At 37.1% G+C, this 16651-nt stretch carries 17 protein-coding genes; 15 read left to right on the top strand and 2 right to left on the bottom strand.

Annotated elements, in window-relative coordinates; genetic code table 11:
- Positions 1-256, top strand: a 256-nt coding sequence (locus tag LY11_RS22965) for an integrase core domain-containing protein (protein ID WP_146610904.1), incomplete at its 5' end; no start/stop codon positions are given.
- A gap of 456 nt (positions 257-712) precedes the next feature.
- Entirely contained in the window at positions 713-1111 is a 399-nt protein-coding gene (locus LY11_RS22970; RefSeq protein WP_245952865.1) for a VOC family protein, read from the top strand.
- Positions 1112-1210: 99 nt separating this feature from the next.
- On the opposite strand, the gene LY11_RS22975 is transcribed toward LY11_RS22970, so the two are convergent.
- Positions 1211-1507, bottom strand: a complete 297-nt coding sequence (locus tag LY11_RS22975; RefSeq protein ID WP_111635959.1) for a Dabb family protein — start codon at positions 1505-1507, stop codon at positions 1211-1213.
- Between the two features lie 129 nt (positions 1508-1636).
- Between LY11_RS22975 and LY11_RS22980 the strand changes: the two genes are divergently transcribed.
- The gene (locus LY11_RS22980; RefSeq protein ID WP_111635997.1) at positions 1637-2620 is read left to right on the top strand and encodes a GlxA family transcriptional regulator; all 984 of its coding nucleotides are present in this window, start codon (positions 1637-1639) and stop codon (positions 2618-2620) included.
- Positions 2621-2627: 7 nt separating this feature from the next.
- Positions 2628-3341, top strand: a complete 714-nt coding sequence (locus tag LY11_RS22985; RefSeq protein WP_111635960.1) for a glycerophosphodiester phosphodiesterase — start codon at positions 2628-2630, stop codon at positions 3339-3341.
- A 57-nt stretch (positions 3342-3398) separates the two neighbouring features.
- On the opposite strand, the gene LY11_RS22990 is transcribed toward LY11_RS22985, so the two are convergent.
- Positions 3399-4385, bottom strand: coding sequence for an LCP family protein (locus LY11_RS22990; RefSeq protein ID WP_111635961.1), 987 nt, complete (start codon positions 4383-4385; stop codon positions 3399-3401).
- Between the two features lie 637 nt (positions 4386-5022).
- Here LY11_RS22990 and LY11_RS22995 point away from each other — a divergent pair.
- The 11 genes from LY11_RS22995 (at position 5023) to LY11_RS23045 (ending at position 16649) form a co-directional block, all read left to right on the top strand.
- Entirely contained in the window at positions 5023-5424 is a 402-nt protein-coding gene (locus LY11_RS22995; protein ID WP_111635962.1) for a response regulator, read from the top strand.
- 7 nt (positions 5425-5431) lie between these two features.
- The gene (locus tag LY11_RS23000; protein ID WP_111635963.1) at positions 5432-6493 is read left to right on the top strand and encodes a sugar transferase; all 1062 of its coding nucleotides are present in this window, start codon (positions 5432-5434) and stop codon (positions 6491-6493) included.
- 47 nt (positions 6494-6540) lie between these two features.
- Positions 6541-7233 carry a TolC family protein gene (locus LY11_RS23005; RefSeq protein WP_111635964.1) on the top strand — a complete coding sequence of 231 codons (693 nt, stop codon included), beginning with the start codon at positions 6541-6543 and terminating at the stop codon, positions 7231-7233.
- 24 nt (positions 7234-7257) lie between these two features.
- Positions 7258-9408, top strand: coding sequence for an exopolysaccharide transport family protein (locus tag LY11_RS23010; protein ID WP_111635965.1), 2151 nt, complete (start codon positions 7258-7260; stop codon positions 9406-9408).
- A gap of 21 nt (positions 9409-9429) precedes the next feature.
- Positions 9430-10917 (top strand): O-antigen ligase family protein, encoded by a 1488-nt coding sequence (locus LY11_RS23015; RefSeq protein WP_111635966.1) that lies wholly within the window; start codon positions 9430-9432, stop codon positions 10915-10917.
- 137 nt (positions 10918-11054) lie between these two features.
- Positions 11055-12209 (top strand): glycosyltransferase, encoded by a 1155-nt coding sequence (locus tag LY11_RS23020; RefSeq protein WP_111635967.1) that lies wholly within the window; start codon positions 11055-11057, stop codon positions 12207-12209.
- Positions 12210-12214: 5 nt separating this feature from the next.
- Positions 12215-13429 (top strand): glycosyltransferase, encoded by a 1215-nt coding sequence (locus LY11_RS23025; RefSeq protein WP_111635968.1) that lies wholly within the window; start codon positions 12215-12217, stop codon positions 13427-13429.
- A gap of 7 nt (positions 13430-13436) precedes the next feature.
- Positions 13437-14054, top strand: a complete 618-nt coding sequence (locus LY11_RS23030) for an acyltransferase (protein WP_111635969.1) — start codon at positions 13437-13439, stop codon at positions 14052-14054.
- 31 nt (positions 14055-14085) lie between these two features.
- Complete coding sequence (locus LY11_RS23035) at positions 14086-14916, top strand: glycosyltransferase family 2 protein (protein ID WP_170132759.1); 831 nt, start codon at positions 14086-14088, stop codon at positions 14914-14916.
- 3 nt (positions 14917-14919) lie between these two features.
- Positions 14920-15729: a glycosyltransferase gene (locus LY11_RS23040; RefSeq protein ID WP_245952866.1), complete on the top strand. Its 810-nt coding sequence runs from the start codon at positions 14920-14922 to the stop codon at positions 15727-15729.
- 119 nt (positions 15730-15848) lie between these two features.
- Positions 15849-16649 (top strand): glycosyltransferase, encoded by an 801-nt coding sequence (locus LY11_RS23045; RefSeq protein WP_211321639.1) that lies wholly within the window; start codon positions 15849-15851, stop codon positions 16647-16649.
- The last annotated feature ends 2 nt before the right edge of the window (positions 16650-16651 follow it).

Below are 16651 nucleotides of genomic sequence, written 5' to 3' on the forward strand. Positions count from 1 at the left end.
TTATGAAAATCCAATTGCTGAAAGGATAAATGGTATTCTAAAAACTGAATTTAAACTAAGCAGGATATTCAAATCCCGAACTGAAGCATTATTCGCAGTAAAAACAGCAATAGAAGCCTACAATAATATTAGACCACATATGAGTTGTAGTTTTCTAACTCCAGAAGTTGCTCATCAAACTACTGAACCATTGATAAAATACTGGAAAAATACCAGAAAGAAAAAAGTGCCAGATGTAGTTACAATCAAATCATAATGTATAGTTTTAAGTAGAAATATTCACTCTTCAAAACTGTAAACTAAAAACCGGACAAGACCATGTGTCAAGTGAAATCAGTATAAGACAAACGTGGCGTTGGCGTATAGAACAGGTGTTGAAACCGGGTAGAACAGTGCCTTGAAATGACATTGGGATGAGGTTGGGATGAGGTTGGAATGACCTTGGTATGACCTGGGTCATTCCAACCTCATCCCAACCACGCTTCAAGGTCATTTGAATACACTATTTGACCTTATTTCTTCCAGTTTAGTATTAGGCTTGTAAACGGCTGAAGACTATACTGATTTTGTTTTATGTCATGCGCTGACTACAGGTCAGAAAACTAAATATGTCGCAGTTGCCCCCGTAAATTGCCCGGTTCAACCCCGGCAGGATTCAATTAATATGCTCAACTTGGCCTAATGAATTATCAGTAAATTTAATTTTAAGCTTATGGCGATGTTTAAAGAAGTGAAGGCATTCAGTGGTTTCTCTGTAAAAGAGATACCCGAAGCAATTGAATTTTACAAGGATATACTGGGCCTGGAAATTTCCCAGACCATGGGGCAGTTAGTACTGCATATCGCAGGTGGCGGAACTGTATTCGTTTATGGGAAACCTAATCATGTACCTGCAACTTTTACGGTGCTTAATTTTCCGGTGGTTAACCTGAAGGAGGCGATGGATGAGTTGCGCAAAACAGGGATAGTGTTTATCATTTACAAAGAAAAAGACTTTGAAACTGATGATCAGGGGGTATTCCATGGCGGAGGTCCTAAGATTGCCTGGTTTAAAGATCCGTCCGGCAATATCTTATCTGTTTTGGAGAAAAGTGATGCCGATGAGAACTAAATGCAAAATGATTCTTTTAAAATTGGGAATCATTTTGCAGGTGCCATTTGAAAAATAGTGCGTTTGCATCTTCAAAGAAGATTACAATTCACTGATTTCTTAAATAGCGTCGTAAATAATAACCTTTTCGAAGAATCCTCTGAACTCGTCTAAAAAGGCTTTATGTATGGCATGACCCTGATAAACATCGTGGCCAGCAAGATCTTCAAAAAATAAAACTGCCGAGAAGGTATAAGTGGTATCGACAACTGAACGTTCAATAGGAGCAGGAACTCCAATATGGATGTTTGTTATAGTTTCTATCTTTTCTAAAGATTCCAGACCTTTTTTAAAGGCAATTTTTTGATCTGCTGTAGTATCGGCTTTTAACCAGAATAAAGCGTGGTGAGCTATCATAGTATGTTTTTATATTTTTCTTCTGCAAATGTAATAACCTTCTCCAGTATAAAAGAAAAACAAACCTCGGTAACAGTGGATGAATACTTTGATTTTTATGTGTTATATTTAGGTATAAAAAATAATCAAATGATAAAACTTGGTCTTCTCCTAACGAACCAGTACAGATTATTAAGCGTAGCTGCGATACTGGATGTCTTTGAAACAGTCAACAAACTTTATGCTCAGGATGGTCTTATGGCTCCCTTTCAAATTGATTTGTTCTGTAGTGATGACAGCCTGTTAAGCAACCCCGGTACCTATTTTTATGGTTATCAGCCTTTATCTATTCAAAAACCATCCAACCAGGATCTTATTTTAATCCCTTCATTTATCAATGAAGATATTCAGCATGCAGTTGCTGAAAATTATTCAGCCATTACCTGGTTAAATCAGCAATATGCGGCAGGGGCGGAGCTGGCCAGTTTTTGTACCGGTGCTTTTCTGTTAGGGGCAACAGGACTTCTTAATGGAAAGATTGCAACTACACATGTCGATGCCTGCGCCGCTTTTGCCAGTGCTTTTCCTGAGGTTAGTCTTCAGGCAGATAAAACGGTTACTCAGGATGGCAGGTTGTATACCAGCGGTGGGGCGACCTCTAGTTTTCATTTGATGCTGCATCTTTTACAGATTCACTGCGGAAATACAATCGCGATAAAAATTGCGAAGCTTTTTGCCATAGACATGGACCGGCATACGCAAACTTATTTCAATACCTTCCAGATTTCCAGAAAACACAATGATGATTTGGTTGCAATGGCGCAGCAAAAGATAGAAACCGCTTATCATAATACCGGAACTATTGAAGAAATGATTAAAGATATTCCTGCCAGCAGGAGAAATATTGTCAGACGCTTTAAACAGGTTACCGGGATTACATTGATCGAATATTTACAGCAGACCCGTATTGAAGCGGCAAAAAAACTTTTGGAGCAAACCGTTGAACAGATGACGGAAGTCATTTATAAATCAGGCTATAATGACCCCAAAGCTTTTAGAAAAGTGTTTAGAAAAACAGTTGGAATGACTCCCAGTGAATACCGGGATAAATTCTATTTAGGAACAAGAGCGTGATCGTATAATGAGCTGGAACAACAATAAAGTAATTGCCCATCGGGGTGCTTTTAAAAAGAATAACCTGCCTGAAAATTCAATTGCTTCTTTAAAAGAGGCAATCAGGCTAAAATGTTACGGATCTGAATTCGATGTACACCTCACAAAAGATAATTTAATTGTGGTAAATCATGATGAAGATTTTCAGGGGATACCAATTGCTTCTTCCACTTATGCTGAACTGAGGCAAAAAACGCTACACAATGGGGAATACCTTCCAACTCTGGAAGCATACCTGGAAGAGGGAATGAAGCAGGATCAGACGAAATTGATCCTGGAAATAAAAGTTGCGGCGACTCTTGCGGATACTTTAGCCCTTACGGATGCCGTGTTTGAAATGGTGCAAAAGATGAATGCTGGAGCATGGGTAGAATACATTAGTTTTAGTTATGAAGCACTGTTGCGGATATTACAACGTGATCCAGCTGCAAAGACAGCATTTTTGGCTGAGATCAATGATGAACTCCCGGTTGAAACTTTAAAAAAAGATCATATCCTGCAGGCCGATTACGACTTCCATATTTATCAGGAGGGTGATTGGTTTAACCGCGCCCATAGCCTGGGAATAACGATCAACGCCTGGACCGTTAATGATAAAAAAGATATGTTAACCTTATTGGAAAACAAGATCGATTTTATCACTACTAACGAGCCGGAGTTATTGTTTAGTTTAATCAGTTAACGTGTTTTTAGCCTAACCTGTTTGTTTATAGTGAATTAATTTCTGTTTTTTAATGGTTTAACGAGCCGGGCTAATTCCTTTATAGATGAAATTATGAATTGCTGCAGTGGTGATTTTAAGATCAGCAGATAAATACCAGATGTTGTTGACCCTGATACCTTTACTGGAAGAATCCAGCGGAAATCTTGCCTGGTCAATAGTTTTGCTTTTTGAATTCAGAATATCCCCGCCAATTTTAAAGAGGTTCATTCCCGATAAACTGGTTTCCATATTCGGTAAGATCTGATTCATAAATACCGGGTACAATGCTGGTCCTGCGCCTTTCATCTTGTTAAAAAGTGCGACAAGAACTGTTCTTTGTCTTTCAGTTCTTTCATAGTCACCACGGCCAACTGCTCTGATTCTGGTGTAGGCAACAGCCTGTCTGCCGTTTAATACCTGGATACCGGCATTGGTTACATTTACAGGTGGGATGTTCTCAATAATGGAAATTTCTTTCAGGTAATTATTCAGGTAAGGGATTTCCTCAGGTTTAACATTGATCTCTACGCCACCAAGTGCATCGATCATTTTAGCAGTACCGAAAAAATCAACATTGATATAATCCTGAATATCCATATCAAAATTCTGATTAATTGTCTTTATAGCCAGCTGAGGGCCTCCTAAGGCAAATGCAGCATTGATTTTATCCATTCCTTTACCTTCTATATTGACATAGGTATCACGCAGTATAGAAGACATTTTAATCTTTTTGGTTACCTGATCAATGGTAATAATCATGATAACATCAGAGTTTCCTTCCTGATTTTTATCCCGTCTGTCTACGGCGAAAAGTGCGAGGTTAATCGGTGGATTAGCAATAGCTGCAATACTTTTTTGTGTTTTCGGTGAGATTCCAAGTGCAGCCGGAGTTTTAATCAATTTAACAACAGGAAGAGGGATACTTGTTTCGGTAGCAGCGCTGGTCACTGTGGTGGTGTCTTGTGCTGAAGCTGTGAAAGAAATTGCAGTCAACAGCACCAGGCTTAAGAAGATATATTTCATACGTAAAGGGTAATCATGAAGTTAAATATTTGTAATCTATTTATTAACTGCAAATTATGTGCTAACTTATTAGAGAATGGGATATTGTTTTGGCCTTCAGCAGCCTTGAATTCCCCGGAATATCCCCCGTTTTGAGCACTGGGGGTATAAATTTTACAGTTAGTTGAGATAATTCCCCTAATTTTGTGCTTTTGGGGTATTAACCTAAAAAAAAGAGGTTAAAAATAAGTTCATACTGATAAAATAAGAATAGTATGAAATGGGTAGGCTATATAATCTTTAATGCCTCTGGTTTGATTGATTGCTTATATTCCGGGGTTTACGTTAAATAATTTACGCTGCTTAAGCCCGTGATTTATGATTTTCCCCCTGTTGCCCTTCATGAATTACATTAGGTGGCCGATTTTGGCAAGATATTGGGAATATAGAATGTAAATACAATCGGCATTGATAATTAGAAATTATTTTATCAATCGATGTTAAATTATAAAACTGATGTTTATTTTAATTCGTAATTGTTGATAGGATGTATAACTTGCATAATAATTGTAATGCTTTTGATACACACAAAAACATGGTTATTTAGTCAAATAAAAAATCTCTGAATCATATAAATCTACATCTTATACCCTTTTAAATGGAAAATGTCTCATTTGGTAAAAAGCAAATTTTAATAGTTGACGATGAGCCAAGTATTTTAAAATTACTCAACTTCATCCTGTCAAAACAATACGCTGTCCACGCTAAGGAAAGTGGATATAAGGCTCATTTATGGTTGGAGGAAGGTAATTTTCCGGACATTATTATCCTGGATCTGCACATGCCTCATTTTGATGGTACTTCTTTTCTAAAGAGTATTAAGATTAGTGGTTACTACAGAGAAATTCCTGTTATTATTTTATCGGCAGCAGAAGATCTTGATAAAATAGTCGCAAATTTGCCTTTCAAAGTAGAAGCGCATTTTCCAAAACCATTTAATCCCGAGAGTTTAAAAACGGAAATTGCCAGAGTCTTAGCTACATTAACAACTGCTATTTAAAGAAAAAATGGATTATAATTACAAAGGAATGAGGTTGGTTTACTGCGGTACTGAACTTTCAGCTGAATCAGCTGAAGTTTTAGGACAGGAGTATAATATTTTTCACCTGGATGACCCCTCTAAACTGGAGGCCTATTTAAGTTCTTTATCATTGTTCTCGACACCTGATGTGATTATGATCGAGGTCAAAGAGCAGGAAGCAGTCTTTGCGATTATAGCGAAGATCAAAAATAACCCGTTAACCAGCGGATTGATTATTGTGTTGTTAGCACAGCAGCACGATGCAAAGTTAAGAGCAAGGGCTATCAAAGCAAAAATACATGATTTGTATTTCCTGCCTTATCAGATGGAAGACTTAAAGGACAGGTTGAATTTCTTAATCAAATTTAAACTGATCAAACCTAATATTGAACAGCTTTCGGTTATTAAAAAGCAGAAAGAATATATCATACCTACTACAAAAAGAATGTTTGATGTGGTAGCTGCCGGTGGCGTATTGCTGGTTTTATCTCCATTTTTACTGATCGTAGCTTTATTTATAAAACTGGATTCCAAAGGTCCTGTCATTTATAAAAGTAAAAGGGTAGGTACAGGTTATAAAATCTTCGATTTTTATAAGTTCAGATCTATGAAAGCTGGTGCAGACCTGGAACTGAAAAATTTATCTGCGCTGAATCAGTATGCGGATGACGGAAGTGGTACCAATGCCTTTGTTAAAATTAAGAATGATCCCCGCGTAACTAAACTGGGTAATTTCTTAAGGAAATCCAGCATAGATGAAATTCCTCAGTTACTGAATGTACTGAAAGGAGATATGTCTTTAGTAGGAAACAGACCTTTGCCTTTATATGAGGCAGAAATGTTAACCTCCAATGAATGGTCAATGCGTTTTTTAGGCCCATCAGGTCTTACCGGCTTATGGCAGATCAGCAAAAGAGGAAAAGCAGACATGTCTGATACAGAACGTAAAAAACTGGATAACTTTTATGCACGGAATTACTCGGTATGGTTTGATATGAGTATCATGTTAAAAACCTTCCCTGCCCTGTTCCAAAGAGAAAAAGTATAAATAGATAAAATCAACCCTAATAATAAATCAACTAAATTTATAATCAAATGAAAAAAGTATCTGCTCTCACAGTTCTTTTACTGTCGTTTCTATGCTTACACGTATCTGCACAAGACTCGATTATCGGAGACATCAATTACGGTCAGCTGGAAAAATATATCCAGGCTGCAAAAGAAAATTATCCAAAACGCAAGATACTTAAAGCACAGGAAGATGCTATTAAAACAGGTATAGCTGTGGCAGAAATATCTTATCTGGATATGTTCAGTGCTTCTTATTTTTACCGTCCGGGTGATAAACAAGCAATTAGTAATCCAGGAGAGACTGCAAATCCGTATATTGTAAATGGTATTCAATACGGGATCAGTTTAAACCTTGGTGCTTTTTTACAAAAACCATTTTTAGTTAAACGCGCTAAAGCAGATTATAAAGTTGCACAGTTACAAACTGCAGATTACGATTATGCGTTAGTAAACGAAGTTAAAAAGAGATATTATACCTATATTCAAATGTTAAGTGAGCTTAAAATTAAAACTCAGACTACACAGGACAACAATGGAGTTGCTGAGAATCAACGCCGTAAATTTGAAAAGGGTGAGATTTCGCTGGATAATTATAATGGAAGCAGAATTCAATTGTCAAATTCTAATTCTGCTAAAATACAGACTGAGGTGAATTTTTTAAATGCTAAAGATGCATTGGAAGAAATAATTGGTGTAAAACTTACCGACATAAAATAAAATAACTCAAGTTTATTACTGAAAATGGACATTCAAAGATTTTTAAAGCTACTCAAAAGATATATATGGATACTGATACTGGTACCTGTAGTCGCTGCTGCTATCACTTATTTCTTATCTAAAAATATACCTAAAGAGTATAAATCTCAGGTTCAGATTTCTACAGGTCTGGTGGACCAGTCTAAACAACTTTCTTCACAGACACAAAACGATTATTTTAAAACCAGTCAGCAGTTCAGCAATATTATCGAAAAGATGAAAATGAGGAAGATCATGAGTATTCTTTCTTATAACCTGATCATTCATGACCTGGAAAATCCGAAAAACACTTTCAGAAAATATAGTACTAAACTGGATTCTCTTTCTGCTGCACAGAAATCTGAATTACTGGATACTTACAAGCAAAGACTTGCGCAAAAGGTTCCGGTTACCGTTTATGATAATAAAGGAAAGTTCAAATTATATGATATTCTGCAGTCAATGGGGTATGGCGAGGCTGCACTGAATAAAAAAATGACGATTTACAGACCTGATAACAGTGATTTTGTAAATATCGATTTCGCTTCAGAAAATCCGTTGTTATCTGCTTACCTGGTTAATACATTAGCTACTGAATTTATCAGTAATTATAGTATTGATGTCTATACCAATCAGAATAACTCTATAGCCGTGCTTGATTCCCTGCTTAAAAAGAAGGAAAGAGAAATGAATGCTAAAAATGGCGCATTGAAAGGCTTCAAAATGAAAAATGGAGTACTGAATCTGAACGAGCAGGCCGCTACGGTTTATTCACAGATCTCTCAGTATGAAGAAAGAAAAGCGCAGGCGATCCGTGATATTCAGGCTAACCAGGGTGCCCTTTCTGCTATTAACAGCAAACTCAGAGGCGTAGGAGATCCGTATATGGGCGGAACTGTTGTAGAAGACAACAATACGATCCTGAATTTAAAAAACGAATTGAAAGTAGCGAATGACCGTTATATTGATAACAGTTTCAGACAGGCTGATAAACGTAAAGTAGATTCTTTACAAACTTTAATATCCAGACAGTCTGCGCGGAATTCTGATAAGAATGTAGTTGATCCGCAGATTGCAAAACAGGGATTAATACAGCAAAAAAATAACCTTGATATTTCCACTGAACAGATTAAAAATACGATCAGTTCTATTGATAAACAACTTGCGAAATTGAAAGGACAATACAATACGATGGTTCCTTTTGATGCCGGGATACAAAATTACGAACGTGATGCTGATATTGCGACAAAAGACTATATGGCAGCGCTGGAACGTACCAATACAAGCCGTACAGAACAAAATACGGGTTTAAAACTTCAGGTTGCACAGGTCGGTTTGCCGGGTTCTGCTGAAGCTTCGAAAACGATTGTTTATATCGCTTTATCGGGTATTGCAACTTTTGCAGTTTGTTTCTCTCTTTTAGTGCTGCTTTTTTTAACTGACCATTCTATCAATACCATCCACCAATTGGAAGCTGCGACTAAAATGCGTGTACTGGGTAGTCTGAATTATATCCCTGAGCAGGTTACTGATATTAAATCTATCTGGAATGATAGTAAGAATAATAACTATACAATCCATAAAGATTTACTGAGATCATTGAGGTTTGAAATTGGTGATGAAATGGCGAAGGATGACAGCCGTGTATTAGGGATTACGAGTTTAGGGGTAGGGGAAGGAAAAACATTCCTGGCTTCGAACCTGGCTTATGCTTATGCAATGACTGGTAAAAAGGTATTATTAATAGGTGGTGATCAGGTAGCGCCGGTCTTATCGGACTCTAAGCAACTGCAGATCAGCCAGAACTTTGAAACCTTTTTAGTGAAAAGAGAGATACAGATCGATGATATGATCACGCGTCTGAATAAGATAGATGAAACCAGATCTTTATTGGAAATTCAGAGTGAAAGAAACCTGAGAGCTGGTTTTGATGTACTTAAAAAACAATTTGATATTATTATCATTGATGTCAATAGCTTATTGAATATTAACCTGGCTAAAGAATGGCTTTCATTTACAGAGAAGAATGTGGCAGTATTTGAAGCAGGTAAAACATTGACTGATTCAGATAAAGATTTAATAGCTTTTCTTAAAAAACAGCCTGGATTTATGGGCTGGGTGATAAATAAAATAAAATTAGCCGGAATAGATGGTTAATTTAGTGGTAGATATTTAATTATGCAGCGAGATTCTAATCACCTGTTTTTAAAGAAGTCGAGAATAAAGTTTTTAATTTTTGGTCTTTTAATAGCGGGAATATCCAGTTTTGCAACAGCAAAACTGGAATTATTAGTTCCGGTAGTATTAGCGCTGCTGGCAGTATTCACTGTTTACCTGATCTTTCTTTTCAGAAATCCAAAGGTAGGGCTGGTGACTTTAGTCATTTACTGTTTTTTACTGGGCTTTTTAGGCCGGGAAATAGGAGGGCTGTCTTATGGAATGGGGATCGAATTACTGCTGATCCTGACCTGGTTATCTTCCCTGATTTATTATAAAAAGGAGGATTGGCTGGTGATCCGCAATGATTTGAGCTTATTGTTCCTGATCTGGTTTATTGTCAGTGTGATCGAAGTAATTAATCCGGCTGGTGCAAGTGTAATGGGCTGGCTGATGGAAATCAGGCCTGTTGCCTTATACCCGGTATTACTTATTCCTTTGAGTTTCATTGTCTTCAACAAAAAAAGTGATCTTGATCTTTTCATCAAACTAATCCTTGGTTTAGCGCTGGTTGCTGCTTTAAATGGAATTAAACAAATACATTTTGGCTTATTCCCAGGTGAACAGAGGTTTATTGATGGCCCTGGCGGAGCTACCCACTTGATTTTTGGAAAACTGCGTGCCTTCTCTTTTTACGATGCGGGGCAGTTTGGTGCATTTGAAGCGGTATTTGTGGTTATGGCTGTAGTCCTCGCTCTAGGCTCTTCAACGCTCTGGAAAAAAGTAACGTTATTAACCCTTGCTGGTATTTATGGCTATGCTATGTTACTCTCTGGTACCAGGGGGGCATTTTTCGCCTTGGTAGTTGCGGCTGTTTTTGCCATATTCCTGACTAAAAACTTTAAAGTATTGTTTTTTGGTGGTTTGTTTATGGCTGTCTTCTTAGGAGGCCTGAAATATACGACTATCGGAAGTAATTATTATGAAATTAATCGTTTCAGAAGCTCTATGGATCCTGAAGATCCATCTTTGAATGTTCGTTTCAATACGCAGCGGATTTTAAGAGAATATCTCAGTTCACGGCCTTTTGGTGGTGGATTGGGTGTTTTAGGGGCTTACTCGGAATATAATCAGGATAAATTCTTATCTATCATTCAACCGGATAGTTATTGGGTTAAAATATGGGCGATGTATGGCATTGTGGGATTAACACTTTGGTTTAGTATGCTGATGTATATTTTAGGAAAATGCTGCGGGATTATCTGGATGATACAGGATAAAAAACTGAAAGTAAAACTGATTGCAATCTTATCAGCGAGTGCTGGTATTTTCTTCTGCAGTTACGGAAATGAGGTGATCAATAATATGCCTTCTTCTTTAATTGTCTGTATTTCGTTTGTGCTGGTTTATCTGGGACCGAAATTTGATAAAGAGATTGCACAGGAGAACTTATTAATTGATACAAATAACCCTGATCACAACAGCCTAATTGTAGTTAAACCTATTTAATCAGATCCGTCATGCCATTTGAAATATTTCTTATTCCCGGTTTACTCTTCTTTGCCTATGGGTTTTATAAATCCAAAAAATACTTTGAACAGCAACAGGAGTTGAAAGAAGAAAATAATTACTAGAAAAGACTGCTCATGAAGACAACGCTCTGGATAGTTCTGCAAATTATTATTGGATACAATCTTGTGCTTCCAATAGTACTTTTCCTGTTTTATAAACTCTTTAAAAAAGATAGAAAACGTAGCCTGCAGCAAACAGACTATGATTATGCGATCATTGTGACTGCTTATGAACAAACCGGGCTGTTACATGCGGTGGTGGATTCTTTGCTCCAGCTGAATTATAAAAATTACCTGATTTACGTAGTCGCTGATAACTGCGATATTTCCAATTTAAATTTTAACCACGAAAAAGTAATTCTGCTCAGACCAGAAACTGTTCTGGCCAGCAATACCAGGTCACATCTTTATGCGATCAGCCATTTTAAAAGAGCGCATGAGATCCTGACTATTATTGATAGTGATAACCTGACAGACCCTGAATATATCAATGAATTAAACGTGTTTTTTGACCAGGGATTTGACGCAGTACAGGGGGTGCGGGCAGCTAAAAATCTGAATACAACTTTTGCCTGCCTGGATGCAGCAAGAGATATTTATTATCATTTTTATGACGGGGAGGTTTTATTTGAACTGGGTTCCTCTGCTACACTGGCCGGATCTGGAATGGCTTTCAAAACAGCTTTATACAAAGCGTGTTTTGAAAATCTGGATATTACCGGGGCAGGATTTGATAAGGTCTTACAGGCACAGCTTTTAAAGCAGGGAAAACGTATTGCATTTGCTGAAAATGCGATTGTATTTGATGAAAAAACTACAAATTCTGCACAGCTGGTTAATCAGCGTTCCCGGTGGATCAATACCTGGTTTAAGTATTTTGGATATGGGTTTGAGATCTTATTTAAAGGAATCAGGGGATTGAACTGGAACCAGTTTTTATTTGGTGTGATCTTGTTAAGACCGCCTTTGTTTATGTTCATTTTGTTATCCATATTTTGCGCTTTTATCAATTTGTTTATTTTCCCATTTTATACTTTAATCTGGTGCATTGCTTTTGGACTTTTTGCAGCTGGTTTCCTGATTGCACTTTTGCGTTATCCTACGGACTCCAGAATTTACAAATCCTTAATTAACATTCCTAAGTTTATATTTTTTCAATTGTTATCTTTAGTGCATGCAAAGCAGGCTAATAAGCGCTCTGTTGCTACTAAACATGATGTTACCTCATAAATTATATGATTAGTCAATCACAGGAAGAAATCATTTCAGGAAGGGACATCGTGATCGTTGGTCAGCAGCCATGGGATGTTAACATTGGGAGCAATTGCAAAAATATAGCCATTGAACTGGCTAAACATAACAGGGTTTTATATGTTAATTCTGCGTTGGACAGAATAACTTTACTCCGGAACAGAAAAGATAGTAAGATTATCAAACGTAAAGCGGTCATTCAGGGAAAAACGAATGGCCTGATTCCAGTTGCAGATAACTTATGGACTTTATATCCGGATGTATTGATAGAATCTGTCAACTGGATTAATAATTTTGGTATTTTCGACTGGCTCAACAAGCGGAATAACAGGCTGTTTGCTAAATCAATCTTAAAAACAACGGCATTACTGGGATTTAAGGATATTATCCTCTTTAATGATAATGATATGTTTAAGAGTTTTTATCTGAAAGAATTCCTGCGTCCTTCGTTAAGTATTTATTATTCCAGAGATTTTATGCTTGCTGTAGATTACTGGAAAAAACACGGGACAAGAATTGAGCCTGCATTGATCAGAAAAAGTGATCTGTGTGTTGCAAATTCCACTTACTTAAGTAATTACTGTAAACAATATAACCCGGCTTCTTTTTATATTGGCCAGGGCTGTGAACTGGATATTTTTACCAGCTCTGCTGCTTTACCTGCCATAGCCGCTATTGATAGCTTAAAAGGGCCTAAAATAGGGTACGTAGGTGCGTTACAAAGTATTCGCCTGGATATAGAATTGATTGCGCATATTGCAGTAACCAAACCGGATTGGAATATCATTCTGGTAGGCCCTGAGGATGATGTGTTTAAAATGAGTAACTTACATGGAATACCGAACGTCCATTTTCTGGGTGCGCAGAAGCCTGAAGATTTGCCGCAGTATATCAACGCCTTTGATTTGTGTATCAATCCTCAGCTGGTGAACCAGGTGACCATCGGAAACTATCCGAGGAAAATTGATGAGTACCTGGCGATGGGGAAACCTGTAGTCGCCACCCATACTGAGGCCGTAACAATTTTTGAAGACACGGTTTACCTTGCTGAAAATAAAGAGCGCTTTGTGACACTGATTGAAAAAGGCTTGCAGGAAAATACGGAAGAATTAGCAGCTTACCGGGTGAAAACTGCATACTCACATTCCTGGGAAAATAGTGTAGGTGAATTATATAAGGCTATTAATCAAGTTATATAAAATATAAATGTCATTATCCGCGAAAATAAAAGCAAATCCGGTACTGAAAAAGATAGCACATCGAATGTTGATTCCTGCTAACGATTTCAGACCAAGATTATGGGTCAGATTATTTATAAATCCTTTTAAACATAAAAAAGGAAAGGGATCAATTGTGCGGTTCAGAACCAGGATTGATGTTTTCCCTTTCAATCATTTTGAATTGGGTAATTACAGCCTGATTGAAGATTTTTCGACGATCAATAATGGTGTTGGGGATGTGGTAATCGGTGAAAAAACAATAATTGGGATCGGCTGTACAGTCATTGGCCCGGTTGTGATCGGAAATCATGTGATGTTAGCGCAAAATATTGTAATTTCAGGACTGAATCACGGGTATGAATTAATTGATATTCCTCCGAGTGAGCAGCAAACGGTTACTAAAAGTATAACGGTCAAAGATGAAGTCTGGATCGGCGCAAATTGCGTAATTACAGCCGGGGTTACCATCGGTAAACACGCGATAATAGGTGCCGGAAGCGTGGTGACTAAAGATATACCTGATTATTCTGTAGCGGTTGGAAATCCTGCAAGAGTAATAAAAGTATATAATTTTGAAAATAAGATATGGGAAAAGGTAAAATAACTTTGAGTTTATCCTTCCAAAGCTGAACGTTATGAAACATCAATATAATCCCGTCTGGATAAATCAGTTTCTTTATACTTATGAAAAGTATGAGGATATTGATCCTGCTGTATTTTCGGCAATCAATAAGGATCTTGACCAGGTACAAAGTAAAGAGCCGCTGGTAAGTGTGGTCGTAATTGCATGGAATGAGGAGATAAATATCCTGCGTTGTGTGGCTTCTTTGTCTAAAATGGTCACTCAGATCCCTTTTGAGATTATTGTGGTGAATAATAATTCAAAAGATAAAACACAGCAGACGATCGATCAGCTGCACGTCAGGTCTTTTAATGAACTGACACAGGGTGCAGGGCCGGCCAGGCAAAAAGGACAGGAAAATGCTTTAGGAAAATATATCTTAACCGCTGACGCTGACTGCTTTTACCCTGAAGTATGGATCGATGAAATGATGCGTGTATTGACACAAAAAGATGTAGTCTGCGTGTACGGAAGATATTCTTTTATAGGAGAGCCGGGTTTCCCGAGGTGGAAACTCAGGATATTGGAGAAATTAAAAGATATGATGGCCGAAATCAGGCATATCAAACAGCCTTATTTTAATACTTTTGGTATTAGCATGGGTTATGTAAAAGAATTTGGCCTCAAAATTGGTTTTATAAAGATCAACAGGAGAGGTGAAGATGGACAACTTTGTTTGGATTTAATGAGCTATGGTAAGATCAGGCAGGTAAAATCCAGAAAGGCCCGGGTATGGACAGGAGTAAGAACACTGAGCCAGAACGGATCTTTTTATAATATTGTAATTTCCAGAGTTAAAGAAGACCTTAAAAGATTTAAGTATAATTTTATTACGCGAAATTAATATATGCCCACGATGCCAGTGAATGCTAAGGAGAATCTTTTTGATGATGTTACCCTGCTGATTACCCACTATAACAGAAGTAGTTCTTTAGAACGGCTGCTGAGTGCTTTTAAAGCGCAAAATGTTAGTTTTAAAGAGATTATCGTTTCTGATGATTGTAGTGACAGCTTTCATCTGGGCCAGCTGGAAAAGATGACGCAAGCCTATAACTACAGGCTGATTAAAGCAAAAGTAAATGGCGGATTGGGAAATAACCTGAATAAAGGCCAGCTGGAAGTGAAAACACCTTATACTTTGTATGTGCAGGAAGATTTTATTCCGCTGCCTGCTTTTACGGAGCATTTTAAGGATGCGATGGATATGATACATGCCGAAGCAGACCTGGATTTGGTCAGGTTTTATGCTTATGGACCTTATCCTTATTTAAAGCCTTATAAAAAGGGTTTCTCGACTATGGTATACAAGCCATGGTTTACAGATAAAAACAAAATATACAATTATAGTGATCACCCTCATTTGCGCCGTTCCTCATTTTTTGAACGTTTCGGCCAGTATACCGAGGGTATAAAGTCTGACAAAACGGAATATGAAATGTGTTTGTCTTTTATTCAGAATAAAGGCAGAGCATTATTTTATGATCAATATGATGGTTTGTTCCTGCAGGAGAATTCTTCGGCAGAGCCTAGTACGGTAACCAGAAGTAACTGGAGACAAAGTGGGAACCCGTTAATTTCACTGGTCAGGCTGGTCTACAGACAAATTAAGTATAACTATGATCTTCATATCAATACCAAGTTTAAAAGACATAAGTAGTTATTGAAATTGAAAAGAATCCTCATCTTATCTGAATTTACATCATAGAAAAAACCTATAAGGTATAGAATTATGAAAATGATAAACAGCCTATTTGAAAAGATAAAACGGTTATTTAAATGATGAAAAACTCAAATCAACTTATTTCTGGTGTTACTTTACTTATTACGCATTATAACAGAAGTGAATCTTTATTTCGATTGTTAAAAACTATAGCGCTGTACGAAATATCTTTTGAGCAAATTATTGTTTCTGATGATGGCAGTAATAAAGAACATCAGGATTGTTTAAAAGAAATGCAGGAGCAATTAGGATTTACTTTAATTACTACTGAAATTAACAAAGGGCTTGGCAACAATATCAATAAGGGTATGGATGCAGTCAAATCTCCTTATATCCTGTATATACAGGAAGATTTTGTCCCGAAAGCGGCTTTCATTACAGCATTAAAAGACGGTCTGGAAATAATGAAATCAGAAGATGAATGGGATATTGTCCGATTCTACTCTTTTCCATGGTCCCCTTATCCATATTTAACGCCTTATAAGAAAGGTTTCTCTAAAATGATCTTTAGTTTATGGCCATGGTATACAAATTATCTTAAATTTCATGTGTATAGCGATCACCCTCATCTGAAAAGAGTAAGCTTTACTGAGAAGTTCGGCCGCTATTTCGAAGCACCAAATGGCGATGTGACGGAAATGAAAATGTGCAGATCTTTTCTGAAAAATGAGGGTAAGGCTCTTTATTATAAAAATTTTAATGAGTTGTTTGAACATGATAATCCGGAGGATGAGCCGGGACTTTTCAGACCGGATAAGGTGAAGACCAAAACTTATGCAGATATTAAGCCTTTATATTGGGTGTACCTGAAATATAAAATGATGAAGGACACAATATCTTTTGTCCTGAATAAATAGTG

Origin of the sequence: Pedobacter cryoconitis (assembly GCF_003259615.1) — a bacterium.
GTDB lineage: Bacteria > Bacteroidota > Bacteroidia > Sphingobacteriales > Sphingobacteriaceae > Pedobacter > Pedobacter cryoconitis.

Coding starts and splice junctions, on each gene's coding strand:
- LY11_RS22970 (WP_245952865.1), top strand. CDS start 713: ATGGCGATGTTTAAAGAAGTGAAGGCATTCAGTGGTTTCTCTGTAAAA.
- LY11_RS22975 (WP_111635959.1), bottom strand. CDS start 1,507: ATGATAGCTCACCACGCTTTATTCTGGTTAAAAGCCGATACTACAGCA.
- LY11_RS22980 (WP_111635997.1), top strand. CDS start 1,637: ATGATAAAACTTGGTCTTCTCCTAACGAACCAGTACAGATTATTAAGC.
- LY11_RS22985 (WP_111635960.1), top strand. CDS start 2,628: ATGAGCTGGAACAACAATAAAGTAATTGCCCATCGGGGTGCTTTTAAA.
- LY11_RS22990 (WP_111635961.1), bottom strand. CDS start 4,385: ATGAAATATATCTTCTTAAGCCTGGTGCTGTTGACTGCAATTTCTTTC.
- LY11_RS22995 (WP_111635962.1), top strand. CDS start 5,023: ATGGAAAATGTCTCATTTGGTAAAAAGCAAATTTTAATAGTTGACGAT.
- LY11_RS23000 (WP_111635963.1), top strand. CDS start 5,432: ATGGATTATAATTACAAAGGAATGAGGTTGGTTTACTGCGGTACTGAA.
- LY11_RS23005 (WP_111635964.1), top strand. CDS start 6,541: ATGAAAAAAGTATCTGCTCTCACAGTTCTTTTACTGTCGTTTCTATGC.
- LY11_RS23010 (WP_111635965.1), top strand. CDS start 7,258: ATGGACATTCAAAGATTTTTAAAGCTACTCAAAAGATATATATGGATA.
- LY11_RS23015 (WP_111635966.1), top strand. CDS start 9,430: ATGCAGCGAGATTCTAATCACCTGTTTTTAAAGAAGTCGAGAATAAAG.
- LY11_RS23020 (WP_111635967.1), top strand. CDS start 11,055: ATGAAGACAACGCTCTGGATAGTTCTGCAAATTATTATTGGATACAAT.
- LY11_RS23025 (WP_111635968.1), top strand. CDS start 12,215: ATGATTAGTCAATCACAGGAAGAAATCATTTCAGGAAGGGACATCGTG.
- LY11_RS23030 (WP_111635969.1), top strand. CDS start 13,437: ATGTCATTATCCGCGAAAATAAAAGCAAATCCGGTACTGAAAAAGATA.
- LY11_RS23035 (WP_170132759.1), top strand. CDS start 14,086: ATGAAACATCAATATAATCCCGTCTGGATAAATCAGTTTCTTTATACT.
- LY11_RS23040 (WP_245952866.1), top strand. CDS start 14,920: ATGCCCACGATGCCAGTGAATGCTAAGGAGAATCTTTTTGATGATGTT.
- LY11_RS23045 (WP_211321639.1), top strand. CDS start 15,849: ATGATGAAAAACTCAAATCAACTTATTTCTGGTGTTACTTTACTTATT.